Below are 16,623 nucleotides of genomic sequence, written 5' to 3'. Positions count from 1 at the left end.
GATGGTGCCATACGCTACCAGCTGGTTATAGATGCGAACGGGGAACTGTTAAGGTAGAATGGGGAGAGGGAGGAAAGTTAAAGTGGAAACGTTAGATATGGCAGAAATACTCCTTGGCGCATACAAATTGGCCGATAAGATAAATGACTCAGAAGAAGTGGAAAGATATTTGGAGTGCAAACGGCGGTTGCAAGAAGATCAGGAAGCGCAACAGATCATTAAAGATTTTCAGCGGGTGAAAGAACGGTATGAGGAAGCGAAGCGGTTTGGCATTTTTCATCCCAATTACCATGAAGCGAAGGAAGAAGCTCTGCGTTTTCAAGAGAAGTTGCAAGCCCACCCCACCATTCAAGCCTTTCTGAAGGCTGAGGAAGAGTTGGATACGCTGTTGCACGATGTTTCAACGTTGATCGCCCAAGCGGTGTCGGATACGATCAAGGTGCCTTCTAACGATCCCAATCCAGTCGTCAAATCGGGATGCCGACCATGCGGCGGAGGGGCTTAAAGGTTTCTGTATAGGATGCAGTGGGGACACTGGTTTCCGCAACAAAAGCTTTTCTCATTGGGAACGGACAGCTGAAACCGGTAGATCAATCCCCGCCGCTCTGAATGGCGTACAAACGAAAGAGACGCTTGCCAAGCAGTTCCGTCAGTGAAGCGGGCTGCTTCTTTTTCTATGAACGATTCCACATGTTTTTGGTCAGATTGGCCTTCCACTTGAATATAGAAAAAAGAGGCCCCGGCAAAAGTCTTGTGCTCCAGCCGTTCAAACGGCAGGGAGTCCAAGTGCATCAAATGATCGACAAACAGATCCACAGGATGAATCATCAACTCTCACTCCACAGATGGGATATGCATTCATTTTAACAAAGTCGTGTGTGGATGGAACAGTACTGGAGCCAATCGGAAAACGGTGTAATGGTTTCCGTTGAATCTGGCCAGCTCCAATGGTACCATGAGATTAGACAGATTTGTTACAAATCGTACCGTGTATTGACAAGATGGCAGCGCCCTCCGGACATATGGTATTGGCAAAGGAGATAATCACATATGGATATTGTGGAACGGTTAGGTCTGGCTGTGTGGGTTAAAGACATCAAGGCAGCCCGTTCGTTGGGACGCATGGGAAATATCCATTACATTTCTAAACGGTTAAAATACGTTTACCTGTATGTGGACGGCAAAACCGCTGATCAGGTGATTCACCGGATTGAGCGTTTGCCCTATGTGCAACGAGTTGAAAGATCGCAACGCACGAATATATCGTTTGATTTTGCCAAAAACAAGAGAACACAACAAGCATGAGTTCGCTCCTGCCACGATCGTGTGGCAGGTTTTTTGTGTTTATAACGGAATGTCGGTTGCATGGACATGGTTTTTCGCGGCGCAAGGATGCAACAAAGTGCCATCTGTTTATATTCCCGAGCCGATACACGGCATGACGGCCTTTTATCACGTGCAGGGAAAACAGATCCGGTTTGATGTTTCTGTACACGAAATTTAAAATGAACGTAAGGAGAGGATAGCGAATGGAGCAGTGGAAAAGAAATTTATATATCTTGATGTTTTCCCAGTTTCTCGTGTTGGGGGCCATGTCCATGGTCATCCCGTTTTTGCCGTTGTATTTGAAAGAGATGGGCACCAAACCGTCGGACATCAACTTTTGGGCCGGGATTATATTCGGTGCCAATTTTCTGTCGGCGTTTATCGTGGCACCCATCTGGGGTCGCCTAGCAGACCGGCATGGCAGGAAAATCATGATTTTGCGGTCAGGTTTCGGCATGGCGATCGTCATTTTTTTGACTGGCCTAGCCACATCGCCGTGGCAATTGTTGATTCTTCGTTTGTTGAACGGTACCATCTCCGGGTTTATTCCCGCTTCGATTTCCCTTGTCGCTACCAATACCCCGAAAGAACGGGTTGGTTACGCTTTAGGGATGTTGTCGTCAGGAGCTGTGGCGGGGTCGATTATGGGACCATTTGTTGGGGGAATGATGGCTGAGGTTATCGGATATAGCGAAATCTTTTTCTGGACCTCCGCTTGCCTGATGACGGCCAGCTTCATCGTATTGTTTGCGGTGAAAGAGGAATTTGTCCCAGTCAAAGAGGAGAAGCGGGCGAGCTTTTGGGCGGAAGGGTCTATGATTTTGCACCAACGCCCATTGGTGATTATGTTTACCGTGGCCATCTTATTGCAGTTCGCGACGTTGGGCCCGGGGCCCCAAATGTCGTTGTTTGTGACGGAACTGGGCGTACCGGGAGGGTATGTCGCTTTTTTTGCAGGGCTGGTCATTTCTATTACCAGTTTTTCAAACATGATCTTTGCTCCGATTTTGGGCAAATTGGGAGACCGATACGGTTCGGAGAAAGTTTTGTTCGGTTGTTTGATTGCCACTGCATTGTTTTTTATTCCGCATGTGTTTGTCCATTCTGTCTGGCAACTGTTGATTTGCCGATTTTTATTGGGGCTTTGCTTAGGAGGATTGATGCCTTCGGTAAGCACGCTAATTCGAAAGTTTGCGCCGGCTGGTAAGGAGAGTACAGTCTTCGGCTATCTGACAAGTGCCAACTGCATTGGAAATATGCTGGGGCCAGCCACGTATGGGGTGCTGTCTGGTCTTATTGGGATTCGCGGCATCTTCTTGATTACGTCAGTCATTCTCTTGGTGGCAGCCTTATGGCTGAAAGCAGGATTGAAAGGCGCAGGCAAGGAGTCGATGGCGACGATGAAAAGCTCTGCTTGACGATCTGCGAACGCATTTTGGATAAAATGGTGAAATCTCGTCTAATCGGATAGAAATGTCGCCAGAAGGGGTATATGATGAACGGAACCGCGTTTCTCCGGTGCGCTCCCGGGGAGATGAGAGGACGCGGCATTTTTGCGTGACAGGAAACGATTCTGCTCGAAATCATTCTTGTGCAAGGAAGAACGACTGGTTAATATTAATACCAGCAAGGTGCACTTAAGGAGCGATAGGATGAGTTTTTTACAAGAATTGAAACAGAAACTGGAAAAAGGGGTAGAAACGGCGGGTCAAATGTCTCAACAGATGTTGGAAATCAGCCGTTTGACATTGCGGATAAAAGGAAAAAAAGATGATATCGATCGGCTCATCGCCAATTTGGGCCGGGAAGTTTATCAAACGTGGGAACAAAATCAGGATCTGTCTGAGTCGGAAGCGATCAATCAGCTCTTAAAAACGGTGCGTGATCAATATGAACAGTTGCATGCCTTGCAACAGGAATTGGAAGTGTTGAAGCGGTCTAACCAACAGGCCGATCACGCGGAAGAAGTCACTCCGACGCTGGTAGAGGAGAGAGCAGATGATCTGGCCACCGTTGAAGCGCTCCCACAAGCTGAGGAGCACCAAGACGCGCCGGCCTCTATCGATATGGGTGGAACCCGCGTGGCTGTGTTATATCTTTGTCCTTTCTGCGCGCATCAGGTAGAGAGCGAAGCGACCAGTTGTTCGCATTGTCACAAGCGGTTTTATTGAGATGAATCTGCATTCGCCGTTTCATCCGCACGATCATGTTTGAGGAGGGGCTCTCGTTGGCTGAACATCCAGATCGACAACGCATTTGGAGCAAGCTGATGGCATTTAAACGTCGGGCCATGACCAAAGAAGGCTCGCAAACCATTGTGAATGAGTTTAACCACAAAGTGGAACGAGTCGGCGGGATCGACGCCATCATCGACAAATTGAAGATCATGTATCAATATTTTCGGGATCCAGAAGTACACGCAGCTAAAAAAGGGTTGATCGGGGCGGCGCTTCTGTACTTCATCATACCGACGGATGTTGTTCTGGACGTGTTGCCGGCGGTGGGGTATGTGGACGATATGACAGCCGTCCTCCTTGTTTGGCGCTTATTGTCGAGTGAACTAGAAGCTTATAAACATACCCGTTGACAACCGGTTGCTCGGTTGCGGCGTGAAAGTCCGATGGGTAAGGAGTCGGCAAGCGAACCTGCAAGGGTTTGGGGCTGATTTCTTACTTTTTTTATTTCTGCGGGTTTGCTACAATAATGTTGAATCTTGTAGAAAAACGCGGGAAACAGCCAATGTGAAAAACGAGTGGCGCTTCAGATACATAAGAGGGTTAGGAAAGGGGTAATCGCGGAATGAACCACAGGTCAATGGCTATCACCGTGACAAGTGGCAAGGGCGGAGTGGGGAAATCGACGACAGTCGCCTCGCTTGGTCTAGGCCTTGCCCAGCTTGGCTACAAAGTGTGCCTGGTGGATACCGATATCGGACTCCGCAAGTTGGATTTAATGCTGGGATTGGAAAACCGGATTGTGTATGACTTGGTTGATGTTATCGAAGGTGTGTGCCAATTGCGCCAATCACTGGTCAGACACAAAGAGTTTCCGGAGCTGGCCCTGTTGCCGGCAGCCCAGACAAGATACAAAGAAGAGGTCTCACCCGATCAGCTTACGGCAGTCGTAGATGAACTGCGTAAGGAATTTGATTACATCTTGATTGATTCTCCTGCCGGAATCGAGGGTGGGTTTCGTAATGCCATAGCCCCTGCAGATCGTGCCATCCTCGTAGTGAACCCCGAGATCCCGTCGGTACGTGATTCAGACCGAGTCATTGGATTGTTGGAAGCGGCCAATGTCAAACATATTGATTTGGTGGTCAACCGGGTTCAACCCGGCATGGTGCGAGATGGGGACATGTTGAGTGTTGAGCGTGTGCAAAGCCATCTGGCGATCAGCTTGCTCGGGGTGGTGCCGGAAGACAAACGGATCATCCGTTCGTCCAATACAGGAGAACCGGTGATTTTGGATGCCAAATCGATGGCCGGCAAAGCTTTTTCCAATATCGCACGCAGAATTGCTGGTGAAGATGTGCCTTTTTTGGAATTAGAGGAAACCAACCTGATCACAAAAATCAAACGTCTATTCAGTATTGCTTGAGTAGGCCATTGGGGTGAGCATTGTGGCTTTTTTAAACATGTTCGGTCGTGATAAAGACGAGCCGACCGCAGTGACGGCGGATGACCGGTTGTCACTGGTACTGAGCTTTCAACGTTCAGATATTGACGAGAAAAAAATCAAGATGTTTCGCACGCGCCTGATCGAGTTGTGCGATGAGTTCGGGTATGATGTGGTGGGGCATGTTGAAGTGATCCCACAGGCAAAAGAGAGAACCACTATTATCAACGCAAGCATCCCAGTCAGATTGAAAGAGCCGATTTAAAAGAGCACGGACCGTAATAGGTTCGTGCTTTTTTGTTGAGTTCGTTTACCATTTCACAAAAACTTATGATTGCGTAACCGCCGCTCCAAGAATTCCAGAATATAAACAGGAAAGGCTTTGTCTTCTGCAAGGGTGAAAATGGCGATGGAGACGCGGGTGCTGCCGTATGTACGCATCAGATCGATCATTTTGTTACGCGATTCGGGATTGAGGTGTCCATAACGTTCCGTGAAGGCTTTGATTACCATTTCTTCCTCATTGGTCAAAGCAGCTGCTTGATCTTTGTTGTTAAACGAAATGGGTTTGAATAGGGATTTGTTGTATGTATGAAGGTGGTCGATAGCGGTGGCTAGCTGTTGCTCTGCAGTCGACGAGAAATGGTCAAAGCCTGATTGATTGCGTGCGCTGTACTCATCAAGTGAAGGAATCGAGGCATGTTGCGGTTCCCAATCATGTATTTTCCGCCGGCGTCGCGGTCGTCTTTCGGGGAGATGAGTAAATTTGTCTGGATGCTTCCGTCTGAGCGTGTAAATGCGTTGATAGATGGCACCCTGGGTGCGGGAGAGCTGGCTTTCCAGTTCGGCAATGGCTTGGGACAACGGTTTTCCTTCCTCCAAAAATTGATTCACGGTCTTGATCACGAGTTCCTCTTCTTCTTCACTCCAGCTGTTCAAACGGTTTCCATCTCCCTGGTCATCATATGCGTGGAAGCGGTCGGGATATTCCGATCTCAGCTTTCGAACATGGGACATGATGCCCGCATAGCCTCGTTTTAATTGTTGTGACAATTCTTTTAAAATCTCACGCTCCCGTTTTCCTTCTTTTAATCCTTGATTCATCGTTTCAATGATAATTTGATTTTCCTCGTCAGTATATTTACCTTTTTTTGTATCAAAAATCATTGGGTTCGCCCCCTTTTGTCGATAATTATCGTCGAAATCTTTACTTATAAATATAACAGAAAAGACATAATCTTTTCTAGCACCCATCGTAAAAACTTTTCATACTCTGGTATTTTACAGTAAAACGGGAGGTTCGGCATATTGTTTGGTAAGAAAATTTAAGTAAATGAACATGAAATTATATATACAGCAGATGTTTGAATGGACAGGTATATAATGGCGGACTTTTGACCATAACCCATATTAGGCGCTATAAATTGGTTTTTTTTGGTTTTGTTCACTGCGGAAAGGGGAGATTTTCGTGAAACCGTTGTCAGTGAATGAGATGAGCGCATATTTGCGTTCGCGACCTGTCCAGTCTGAACAGGAAGAAATGTATCCCCATCGGTTGTGGGAACCATCAAAAAGGGCGGCCCTTGTTATTTTATGGGGTTTATTGATTTATCCACAACTGGACCCGGATTTGCGCCAACAAAAGAGAACTTATTCCATCCATGTCAGCCAGCTGATCAACTTGTTTGGCGACGCGCTTGGGCCTGATGGCGAGAATGCGTGGCCGGCCACGTTACGACTGTTAGCGCGCCATGATTATATCCGCATCAATGGAGAGATGATTACGCCGGGCACGGGCTTGTTTGTGGCTGTCGATGCGGCAAAAATGTATAAGATGTTCCGGTCTTCTGTTTTGTCGCGGGACATATTTCAGAGGCGGTTTGGTACATGACAAGCACCCCTACTTTCATTGTTGAAGGTAGGGGTGTTTAGTCGTGTTTGAGGGATTCGATGAAGAGTCTCAGGGTTTTGCGCTGCTCAGGTGATAATTCGAGGGCGATCTGAATAAGATGTTGAATATCTTCAGGGAGGTGATGGACGAATTGTTGCTGTTGTCCCAACTGATTAATCAGCTGCTCCAATAGATTACGCGACTCATTAATATGTTTGTAGGTTTGAATTAACAATTTTTCTGTCGGTTGAGTCATACGGTTCATCCTACTCTTTTTCAGAATGAAGGAGTTCATCAATTTCCTTTTTGATTCGGATAAGCTCCTCATGGCTCAATTTGTGAAGATCGCGAATCATCATTTCCAGTTTCATTGTGCGAAATTCTTCCAGAAAAGAAGGCATATATTGAGGGTTTACGGACACGAGCCAATAACTCCTTTCATATAATCGCTAGTTTGCCAGATTACTATTTTAACAGAGATTCGACGTGGGTCAATGTGAATATAGTGGATTTTTTCCAGTTTTTTGTCGTGCATTCGCCCCGTATTCAGTTTTTTCTCTTATTTAGGCAAAATTGTTTGAGAATGTGTCAAAAAATGTGGTTTAGCTTGTTTGCAATTGGGGTAAGTAAGCTTTAGTTCCTGAAAAACTATTATTAAAAAGAATGAATCGAGGTGCTTGCGATGGTTGAACAATTGAAAGCACTGGAGGAGCGTCTCTTTTCCGTGAAGCAGGAGTATCTTCTGGCAAAAGAGCGCCATGAATTTTTGGCGCAATACGACTTATATGAAGAGTTGAAACAGTTGAAACAAAAACGGCGGGAACTGAAAACAAAATTGGGATTAATGTAATAGATAGACAACGCAAAAGGTTGGCTTTCCGAGTGGGAGCCAACCTTTTGTTATGTGCGGAACCAGTATTTTTCAGGTTTGAGAACGAGCAGTGCCGTCAGCGCAAATGGACAAAACACCACTTTGTGTTAAAAGGGGAATTTTAAGAAAATATTTTTTGTTTGTGTATTAATTTATATTCATATTAATTGGTATCGTTTATTTGATATACTATTTATTGCGAGTTTTTAATATAGCATGTCAAAGTCTGCAAATTGTTAAAAGGGTGAATGATGGATGAAAATGCGAATGTCCAGACATGCCAGAAAGGTTTTATCTGCTTCAATCGCCTTGAGCCTCATTGCGGCACCTTTGTTTTCAAATAAAGCAGAGGCTGCCAAATTTGATCAACACCATCTGCTGAAGTTGCGCATCATGGAAACAACCGATGTGCATACCAATCTCTTGAACTACGACTATTACAAAAACGCAGATTATGAGAAAGTGGGTTTGGCCAAAACGGCGACGCTGGTGAAAGAAGCGCGCAAAGAAGTGAAAAATACCGTACTCGTCGACAATGGGGATTTGATCCAAGGAACGCCGCTTGGAACGTACAAAGCGAAAATCAAGCCTTTGAAAAAAGGAGAAGTGCATCCCGTCTTCAAGGCTATGAACCTCATGGGTTATGATATCGCGACATTGGGCAACCATGAGTTCAACTATGGACTGGATTTCCTTGAGGAAGCTTATAACGACGCCAAATTCCCTTATGTGAACGCCAATGTGTATGTAGATGATCATGACAAGAATCCCAAGAATGACAAGAACCGGTTTAAACCGTATCAAATCATGAAAAAGAAAGTGGTCGATGAGCGGGGCAAAACCCATATGCTGAAAATTGGCTTCATCGGCTTTGTTCCGCCACAAATCAATGAATGGGACAAAACGAACTTGGAAGGGAAAGTCATCGCCAAAGATGTGGTGCAAACAGCCAAAAAATTCGTGCCTGAAATGAGAAAAAAAGGGGCCGATTTGGTTGTGGCCATGGCCCATTCCGGCTTCAGCGGCAACAAGAACAATACGGAAGATGTGATTTATTCCTTGAGCGAAGTGCCCGGCATCGACGCCATCACGTTCTCTCACACGCACAAGGTGTTTCCAGCGAAAAGTGAGGCCGCGCTTGATGAACTGTTCCTCGGCCCCGACAAGAAGCCGTTACCCGGCGTTAACAACCAACGAGGCACCATTAACGGGGTTCCGGCGGTGCAAGCTGGCTACGGCGGAGGCTCTCTGGGTATCATCGACCTCGTCTTGACCAAGGAAAAAGGAAAATGGCGGGTGGTCACTTCCCAGTCATTTACACGCGAGACATGGAAAGATATCAAGGACCCAGCCACCGGAAAAAACAAAACCGTCAGCACGGTTCAGCCTGATCGAGATGTGGTCAAAGCCATCAAAAAAGATCATGAAGCAACCGTTGCTTACGTGAATACCCCCATCGGCAAAACCACCGGCGACATTCACAGTTACTTTTCGCTGGTTCAGGATGACCCTTCGATCCAAGTGGTGACCAACGCCCAGAAGTGGTATGTGGAGAAAATGATCGCCACGACGAAACCTGAATATAAAGATTTGCCCATCTTGTCTGTCGGCGCGCCATTTAAAGCCGGGCGCAACGGTCCAGATGAATACACCGAGATTAAAAAAGGTGATCTCACCATTCGTAGTGCCGGGGATTTGTATTTGTACGACAACACATTGAAAGCGATTAAAGTCACCGGCTCCACGGTGAAAGAATGGCTGGAAATGTCGGCAGGCAAATTTAATCAGATCATCCCCGGCAAGGCTGAAGAGCAGCCGCTGTTAAATCCGTCGTTTGCAGTGTACAACTTTGACGTGATCGATGGTGTGCGTTATCAGATCGATGTCACGCAGCCGGCGAAGTATGACACGAATGGCAACCTGGTCAACGCCAAAGCGAATCGCATTGTTAACTTGACTTATAACGGCCAACCAGTCAAACCCGATCAGGAATTCATCGTGGTTACCAACAATTACCGCGCCAATGGTGGTGGCAACTTCCCCGGCGTCAAGGAAAGCGAATGGGTGTTGGACTCCACGGAAGAAAACCGCCAAGTTCTCATGGACTATATCGCTGAGCAAAAAGAGATCAATCCCACGGCCGACGGCAACTGGTCGATTGCCCCGATCGCCGGTGAAGCGCATGTTACTTTCACTACCTCACCGCGCGCGGAAGCTTATCTTGAAGAAGGAAGCAATATCAAGCCGACGAACCAAACCGATGATAAAGGGTTTGCCATTTTCTCCATCGATTTGGGAAAAGCGCCACAACCGGAAGACAAAGTGAAAGTACAGTTGCTAGGCTTAAATGATTTGCATGGCCAACTTGACACTGACACCAAAGTGAAGCTGGACGGGCAAGAGGTTCTGGCTGGTAGCATGGAATACACGGCGGCAGCCATAAAACAGCGTGAAGCTGAAAACAAGAACACCCTGTTGGTTCACGCTGGTGACATGATCGGTGGTAGCCCACTCATCTCGGCATTGTATCAAGATGAGCCGACGGTAGAAGTGATGGAAGCGATGGGTTTTGACGTTGGTACACTGGGAAATCACGAGTTTGATGAAGGAATTGCTGAGTTGCGCCGGATGATTAAAGGTGGTGATCATCCCAAAGGGACAAAAGGCTACGATGGCATGAACTTCCCGATTGTTGCCGCCAATGCGTATGATACATCGACAGGGGAGTTGATCACTGAACCATACACGATCAAAGAAGTGGGTGGCCAAAAAATCGGTTTCATCGGCGTGGTGACCCAAGAGACGCCACACATGATCGTCAAAAAAGGGAATGAAACCCTGGAGATCCGCAGTGAGGTAGAAGCCATCAACAAATATGCAGCCGAATTGAAAAAACAGGGAATTAAAGCGATTGTCGTGCTTGCACACAACCCCGCGGTGCAAGGTGGCAAAGCTGACGCATTTGACGCATCAGAGATCGCTGAGCAAGTGGATGATGAAGTAGATGTGATTTTTGCTGCCCACAACCATGTACGTGTCAACCAAGTGGTGGATAACAAACTGATCGTGCAAGCGTATTCTTATGGTTCCGCATTTTCAGATGTGGATTTGGAAATTGACCCCGCCACGGGAGAAATCGTCAACAAGAAAGCCGAAATCGTCACCGTATACCAAAAAGATTACACACCGGACGCCACTGTGGCCTCCATCATTAAAAAGTATGAAGATCTGATCGCTCCGATCAAAGCGGAAGTGGTTGGTGTCTCCGCAACGGATCTGCCCAAAGGCTATCCGAGCACGGCGGCAATTGGTGATCTCGGGTTGGGCAATTTGATCGCAGACGGCATGAAAGCGGCAATGGACGCTGATTTTGCCCTGATGAATGGCGGCGGTGTTCGGTCTCCGATAGATGCCGGGGATGTCACTTTTGGCGAGCTGTTTGCGGTTCAACCGTTTGGCAATGTGTTGAATAAAGTCAAGTTGAGTGGAGCAGATCTGGAAGAGATTTTAAACAATCAGATTAGCGACAGTGGTCTCGATTTTCATATCGCAGGTTTCAGATACACTTGGGATGCCAATACCAAACGGGTAGTGGACATCATCTTGCCGGATGGCAGCCGGATTGACAAAACCAAAGAGTACACGGTAGTGGTCAATAACTACATGTATGGCAATGAGAAATACGGCATTGCGGCTCGTGCCACCGATATGGAAGTGGGTCCGGAAGACTTGGAGGCAACAGTAGCATTCGTCAAAACGCTTCCCAAACCGTTTACGTATAAGCCGGAAGGGCGCATCCAAAAAGTGGGGAGTACCCCATGACCCAATAAGGCGTTACTTGAGAAGAGGTATGAAAAAAGACAAGGCGACGTTAACGCCTTGTCTTTTTTTATGTCAAAAAGTGGCTTCAATGGGCAAGTGGCAACAAGATGGAGGGGTCATCGTTTTTTGGTGAATTGACCCGTGTGGATACGGGGAAAGCCTTCATTTCATCTGCGGGATAGGGTTGCAGCAAGGATTTTAGAAGTGCCAAATCCTCCATGTCTGGGTGCAACCAAGTTTCATAATCTTCGGGTCGAAGGATGGCCGGCATGCGGTCGTGCACTTCTTTGGCGATGGCATTGGGCGCGGTGGTGATAATGGTACAAGAAACGAGGGTTTGGTCTTCATGGCTCCAATGATCCCACAGCCCGGCAAAGGCAAACGGCTTGCCGTCAGCCATCTGAAAGCGGTACGGTTGTTTTTCTTTCCCGGTTTTCTTCCATTCATAAAAGCCATCGGCCAAGATCAAGCAACGGCGTCTTTTCAGCAGACCTTTGAATGTCGGCTTCTCGTCAAGGGTTTCGGCTCTGGCGTTGATCATTTTGTAGCCGATTTTCACATCTTTGGCCCAACCAGGAACGAGACCCCAGCGCATGTGTCGCCCCACCCGGGCTCCCTCTTCCAGCACCACCGACAGAATGGGTTGGGTGGGAGCGATATTGTAGCGGGGACTCACCTCATCGATCAACATCATCTCAAATTGCTTTTCCAATTGGTCAAGTTGAGCGGACAAGGAAAAACGGCCGCACATAGGATCACCTCCTTTTCATTGTAGCCTAGACACAAGCGAATCAGACAATAAAAATGAACCTAAGGGTTACACCTTTCCAGTCAATGGGAAACAAGGTCAAAGCGCCCCTAGCTATGATTCGTGTTTCATATTGGTTCATAAAGTTGATGAATAAAGGATTTTTTTATCATCAGTTGAATAGGAGCGTAAGTGATGTTCTTTCGACGAAAGGGAGGGGCATTTGTTTCAACAAAAGTTCGATATGTCGGTGGCGCATCGTCAGCCATCTTTGCGCAAGGAGGGAGTATACGAACGTAAAATATGTTATTTCCCTGCTCGCCACCATAGCGACAGAATGGTTATGCAGTTACTTATGTGCCAAGTTGCTTGATGTCGCACTGGTGGAGGTTGCGTGCTTTGTTGGATCAATGTTTCTTATCCTTTTTATTTGTTCAACACCAAGGGAGGCTTCTGAGCAAGTGGATGGATGCGGAGATTCAGGCGACGACGGGGTTGAAAACGGAGAACGCCGCGATCCGGATTCGATTCACTCCGGTTTTGGCAGGGCTTGTCCTCTGTTTCATCATCACCATGGTGTGGACGCTGGTCGCGTTTGGACCAGACCTTATTGCGTAACTGGAAGGCAGTTTTGGACAGAAAAAGCCGTGCTTATCCGTTAGCCAAAAATAAAAAAAGCCTGGAGACGCCTGCGCTTACCGCCTTGTGACCGCAGGCAGTCCCAGGCTTTTTCCGTTTTGCCGCAACCCACACAGATTAGCCTAAAAAAACTTCTTCTGGTCCCGATACTCCTTGAGCAACTCCACTGCTTCTCGAAAGCGTTGCGAGTGAACCACTTCCCGTTCGCGCAGGAATTTCAGCGCATCATTAATGTCCGGATCATCAGAAATGTCGATCAGCCATTGGTAAGTGGCGCGTGCTTTTTCCTCAGCGGCAATGTCTTCATACAAATCGGCGATCGGGTCGCCCTTGGCTTGGATATAGGTGGCGGTAAACGGAACCCCCGCCGCATTGTGATAGAAGAGAGCAGAGTCATGATCGACAAAATGTTCGCCCAGTCCGGCTTCCTTAAGTTGCTCTGGGGTGGCGTCTTTGGTTAATTTATTTGCTATCGCATCATGGAGACGGAAAATGGTTACTTAACTGAAATAATCTTCTGTTTCATTGAGCAGTGAATGTTTTAACATGTCATTCTCAAGGGATTTTGTCCGTTTCACCCATTCCCCGGACTGGAGCGATTGCATTTCACTAAATATGCAGAACATCATCGCATCCAGCTTGTCAATCATATGCAGAACCACCGCTTCTGGAATTTTCGGCGTCACCGGTGATCCCCATTCCAACTTTCCATGGTGGGACAAAACCATGTGTTGGAGCAACTTGAACGCTTCCGTTTTTACCACGCCTTGCTGTTGCCCGAATCGTTGTAACAGTGTGGCGGAAAAATGGATATGGCCGTGCAGTTTTCCCTCCAGCGTATAATCCCCACCATCGCGGAGATGGGTCAATTCGCCGATTTTTCCCAGATCATGGTACAAGACACCGGCCAGGAGAAGATCCCGATTTAAGAAAGGATATTGTTGCTGCACTTTATTGGCGCATTCCATCATGGAGACAATGTGATGTAGTAACCCGTGAAGGGTTGCGTGATGATTCGTTTTCGCGGCAGGGTAGGAATATAAGCGCTCAGAGATTTCACGATCAGAGAGAACAGCTTCAGCGAGCGCTCGCAAAATGGGGTGCTCCATGGAGCTAACCATACCATGCAACCGTTGCTTGAGGCGGTCGGCTGATTGTTTGGGACGCGGCAATAATTGGTCGACCCAGGTGGCTTTGTCTTCGTCCCGCCATTCAAGGTGATCGACGCGGATTTGTATTTGTTTTTGATATTCGCTGGCTTCCCCTGTGATGTGAATAACATCGCCTTGCTGAATCTCACGCTCATACATTTTGATTTTTTCCTGCCAATCCCAAATCCGCCCGGGAAAGCTTTCACCGGATTGCGCAAACATAACTAGATCTACATACTTCCGTTGTTCAGAGTTTTTATAAGTACGCACTTGCACAGCTTTCACAAAGAAGGGTTGATTGACGGAATCGCCGTGTTTAAATGTCAATGAGAATCACCTTTCTATGGTTGGTGTAGAATTCTTATGTTAATTCGGCTAAACAAACAAATGTTCCTCTTTTTTGGTGGAAAGTACAGGGGCATTAGGGTGTTAAACAAAAGAATGGGAGAAACATGAATGAAGGGATTCTTATAACTAAAAGAATCCCTTTTAACAATGAGAAGGTGATAAGGAGTGGATATGCGGTCAATTATTTTAGCCGCGGATACAACTGTAGCTCGAATTCATCATTTTTCTGATGTTTCTCTTTGAGATAAACACATTTGTCTAGAATCAGCTTGAGCAATTGATTTTGTTGGTACGTCTTCGCGGCAGGGTAGACATCCAGTACGTGTTGGATTTCGCTGACCTTAGGTTGGAGGCATGCCGATGCACTTTGCTCCTGCCTTATGTCCGCTTCGACTTGTTTTAGCGCGGCCTCTGCTGCTTGCAGACGGTTGGTAATGCTTTGTGACCGTTTTAGAAACGTGGTTTCATCATAGATGCCTCTTTCCAACAGGTCATGAAGTTTTTCTTGCTGTGTTTGTAAGTGGGAGATTTCTTGGCGCAGGTTTTTTTCGAGCAATAAGTAAGTTTCCACTTTTTGTCTCTTTTCCGCGTTCGCAATCTCCGAAGGTTCGATTGTCATTTTGCAATGGGTTAGCCATTGACGAAGCTGATTCAATATATGTTCTTCGACCAAGTCCAGGCGACTGCTTTTATTTGTACAGCCGGCTCCATTGCGATCGCAGACCAGGTATTGGTGCCGATTTTTGGTTCTCCCGCATTTCATCACCATAGCGGACCCGCACTTGCCGCAGATGATGAGTCCGGCCAAAGGGTTTTTCAAGGCTGTGCCAAGTTTCCAATGGGGATGAATTTTGTTTTTGCGAATGGCCTCAGCTCTGAAAAAGACGTCTTCAGGAATGAGCGGGGGGTGTTTGCCGTCGACAATGATGGCTTCCTCTTCGTTTCTCCGTTTTGCGGTCACGTTTTTTCCCGGTTCTTTGGATTTTTTTCGTTCAATGTGTCTCCAGCGGATTTTACCGATATAGACTGGATTGCGCAAGATTTGCAGGACAACATTATTCGTCCAATCTTTTCCGTTTGCCGAGGGTACACCCATGTCGTTTAATTTTTTGGCAATCTTGAGTGAGCCCAACCCGTCGTGGATATACCAGTCAAAGATCATCCTCACTATAGCCGCCTGTTCTTCGTTGATCGTTAAGGTATGGTCTTTGCCTACTTTTGTTTTATTGTAACCATAGGGCGCGCGAGCCCCGATGTAATTGCCATCCTTGACGGAGCGGATACGCCCTTGGTGCAGGCGCCGTTTGATGATTTTGAACTCTTTTCGGGCCATGAACGCTTCAAACTCCGAATACTCTTCATCAAATTCATCATCTAAGTTGTATGTTTTTCTTGGGGTAATAATGGCTGTTTTTGCCTGTTTAAATGTTTCCAATATGATACCTTGATCTTGCATGTTGCCCCGCCCCAGGCGGTCAATGTCCATGACCAAGACGGCATCGTAGTGACCAGATTCTACTTCTTGCAAAAGAGCCACCATCTCGGGGCGGTGTTGTATGCTTTCTCCTGAAGCGATTTCCTCCCTGACTTTGACTACATGGAGGTTTCTTTCCCGAGCCACATCGAACAGCACTTTCCGGTGTTTGGACAGTGTTTCACCTTCTCCGCGCTCCTCAGCTTCTTGGTCGGCGCGGGACTTCCTCAGATAGATGCACACCCGCTCCATCCGCTTCACTCCTTGCCTTTCTCTGGAGAATTTCCCACGACTGATGAGTTAGCTTGCCAGATCTTTCTATGCCATTTCTATTCTGCGTTTGGACACTTTATCGCTAAGATGTTATACGCTATGTGACCATTTACTTGATGGCATGGGACAAGTTGCTGAAAAATAAATTGAACTAAGCGCTTTTGCCAAGCGGAAAAGCTATTCTATCCATGTGATTGTGGGGGAGTGATGCGCGATGATTGAGAAGCAGATTGGCAAGACCAAAATCGTGATAATTCCGCCCAACATTTCAGATGAAGAGAATGAGCAACGCTGGAGTGACGTAAGAAGCTTGGTGGTTTCCATTTTGCAATCAAACCTGAAAAAAGAAGCCGGCTAGTAATAAATATGCTGGGCGGTGGAGAAGCCCAAATGGTAAAACGATAGATCCAAGATTTCGCATGCACAAAGACAGGCTACCCCATATGAGAGGTAGCCTGTTCG

Annotated in this window: 18 protein-coding genes and 1 pseudogene; 12 read left to right on the top strand and 7 right to left on the bottom strand. The window is 47.0% G+C overall.

The window, feature by feature from the left end:
- The first annotated feature begins 82 nt into the window (after positions 1–82).
- Complete coding sequence (locus tag EDC32_RS12965; RefSeq protein ID WP_246026945.1) at positions 83–505, top strand: YlbF/YmcA family competence regulator; 423 nt, start codon at positions 83–85, stop codon at positions 503–505.
- Here EDC32_RS12965 and EDC32_RS12960 read toward each other — a convergent pair.
- The gene (locus EDC32_RS12960) at positions 502–828 is read right to left on the bottom strand and encodes a hypothetical protein (protein ID WP_132222768.1); all 327 of its coding nucleotides are present in this window, start codon (positions 826–828) and stop codon (positions 502–504) included. The two genes, EDC32_RS12965 and EDC32_RS12960, sit on opposite strands and share 4 nt — an antisense overlap.
- 222 nt (positions 829–1,050) lie before the next feature.
- Between EDC32_RS12960 and EDC32_RS12955 the strand changes: the two genes are divergently transcribed.
- The 6 genes from EDC32_RS12955 (at position 1,051) to EDC32_RS12930 (ending at position 5,209) form a co-directional block, all read left to right on the top strand.
- Positions 1,051–1,305: a YlbG family protein gene (locus tag EDC32_RS12955; RefSeq protein ID WP_022736822.1), complete on the top strand. Its 255-nt coding sequence runs from the start codon at positions 1,051–1,053 to the stop codon at positions 1,303–1,305.
- Positions 1,306–1,529: 224 nt separating this feature from the next.
- The gene (locus tag EDC32_RS12950; RefSeq protein ID WP_022736821.1) at positions 1,530–2,744 is read left to right on the top strand and encodes an MFS transporter; all 1,215 of its coding nucleotides are present in this window, start codon (positions 1,530–1,532) and stop codon (positions 2,742–2,744) included.
- Between the two features lie 234 nt (positions 2,745–2,978).
- Entirely contained in the window at positions 2,979–3,497 is a 519-nt protein-coding gene (locus EDC32_RS12945) for a hypothetical protein (RefSeq protein WP_022736820.1), read from the top strand.
- A gap of 56 nt (positions 3,498–3,553) precedes the next feature.
- Positions 3,554–3,913, top strand: coding sequence for a YkvA family protein (locus EDC32_RS12940; protein WP_158283371.1), 360 nt, complete (start codon positions 3,554–3,556; stop codon positions 3,911–3,913).
- A gap of 212 nt (positions 3,914–4,125) precedes the next feature.
- On the top strand, positions 4,126–4,926 hold the full coding sequence (gene minD / locus EDC32_RS12935) for a septum site-determining protein MinD (RefSeq protein ID WP_022736818.1): 801 nt from the start codon (positions 4,126–4,128) through the stop codon (positions 4,924–4,926).
- 22 nt (positions 4,927–4,948) lie between these two features.
- Positions 4,949–5,209 (top strand): hypothetical protein, encoded by a 261-nt coding sequence (locus EDC32_RS12930; RefSeq protein ID WP_054095945.1) that lies wholly within the window; start codon positions 4,949–4,951, stop codon positions 5,207–5,209.
- 53 nt (positions 5,210–5,262) lie between these two features.
- On the opposite strand, the gene EDC32_RS12925 is transcribed toward EDC32_RS12930, so the two are convergent.
- A complete protein-coding gene (locus EDC32_RS12925; RefSeq protein ID WP_132222764.1) occupies positions 5,263–6,111 on the bottom strand; it encodes a hypothetical protein in 849 nt (282 codons plus the stop codon).
- Between the two features lie 301 nt (positions 6,112–6,412).
- Here EDC32_RS12925 and EDC32_RS12920 point away from each other — a divergent pair, with 301 nt between their 5' ends.
- Complete coding sequence (locus EDC32_RS12920; RefSeq protein ID WP_132222762.1) at positions 6,413–6,835, top strand: hypothetical protein; 423 nt, start codon at positions 6,413–6,415, stop codon at positions 6,833–6,835.
- A 37-nt stretch (positions 6,836–6,872) separates the two neighbouring features.
- On the opposite strand, the gene EDC32_RS12915 is transcribed toward EDC32_RS12920, so the two are convergent.
- Entirely contained in the window at positions 6,873–7,091 is a 219-nt protein-coding gene (locus EDC32_RS12915; protein ID WP_022736814.1) for a hypothetical protein, read from the bottom strand.
- Positions 7,092–7,517: 426 nt separating this feature from the next.
- Here EDC32_RS12915 and EDC32_RS16420 point away from each other — a divergent pair, with 426 nt between their 5' ends.
- Entirely contained in the window at positions 7,518–7,685 is a 168-nt protein-coding gene (locus EDC32_RS16420; RefSeq protein ID WP_022736812.1) for a hypothetical protein, read from the top strand.
- A 276-nt stretch (positions 7,686–7,961) separates the two neighbouring features.
- Positions 7,962–11,528 (top strand): bifunctional 2',3'-cyclic-nucleotide 2'-phosphodiesterase/3'-nucleotidase, encoded by a 3,567-nt coding sequence (locus EDC32_RS12910; RefSeq protein ID WP_132222760.1) that lies wholly within the window; start codon positions 7,962–7,964, stop codon positions 11,526–11,528.
- Positions 11,529–11,613: 85 nt separating this feature from the next.
- Here the strand turns inward: EDC32_RS12910 and EDC32_RS12905 are convergent, their stop codons facing one another.
- Positions 11,614–12,279, bottom strand: a complete 666-nt coding sequence (locus tag EDC32_RS12905) for an SOS response-associated peptidase (RefSeq protein WP_132222758.1) — start codon at positions 12,277–12,279, stop codon at positions 11,614–11,616.
- A 396-nt stretch (positions 12,280–12,675) separates the two neighbouring features.
- Here EDC32_RS12905 and EDC32_RS12900 point away from each other — a divergent pair, with 396 nt between their 5' ends.
- Positions 12,676–12,894: a hypothetical protein gene (locus tag EDC32_RS12900; RefSeq protein ID WP_132222756.1), complete on the top strand. Its 219-nt coding sequence runs from the start codon at positions 12,676–12,678 to the stop codon at positions 12,892–12,894.
- 143 nt (positions 12,895–13,037) lie between these two features.
- Here the strand turns inward: EDC32_RS12900 and EDC32_RS12895 are convergent.
- From EDC32_RS12895 to EDC32_RS12885, 3 genes and pseudogenes are all read right to left on the bottom strand, one after another.
- Positions 13,038–13,379, bottom strand: a pseudogene (locus tag EDC32_RS12895) (manganese catalase family protein); the annotation flags it as partial.
- Positions 13,380–13,415: 36 nt separating this feature from the next.
- The gene (locus EDC32_RS12890) at positions 13,416–14,393 is read right to left on the bottom strand and encodes a 3'-5' exoribonuclease YhaM family protein (RefSeq protein WP_132222753.1); all 978 of its coding nucleotides are present in this window, start codon (positions 14,391–14,393) and stop codon (positions 13,416–13,418) included.
- 202 nt (positions 14,394–14,595) lie between these two features.
- Positions 14,596–16,140, bottom strand: a complete 1,545-nt coding sequence (locus EDC32_RS12885) for a recombinase family protein (protein WP_132222751.1) — start codon at positions 16,138–16,140, stop codon at positions 14,596–14,598.
- Positions 16,141–16,375: 235 nt separating this feature from the next.
- Here EDC32_RS12885 and EDC32_RS16415 point away from each other — a divergent pair, with 235 nt between their 5' ends.
- Positions 16,376–16,519 (top strand): hypothetical protein, encoded by a 144-nt coding sequence (locus tag EDC32_RS16415; protein ID WP_022736805.1) that lies wholly within the window; start codon positions 16,376–16,378, stop codon positions 16,517–16,519.
- Positions 16,520–16,623: the final 104 nt, after the last annotated feature.

The organism is Laceyella sacchari, assembly GCF_004343255.1.
In the GTDB taxonomy this organism is placed as follows: Bacteria; Bacillota; Bacilli; order Thermoactinomycetales; family Thermoactinomycetaceae; genus Laceyella; species Laceyella sacchari.
The sequence above is the reverse complement of the archived record's forward strand: the minus strand, read 5'-3'. Positions and strand labels throughout refer to the sequence as shown.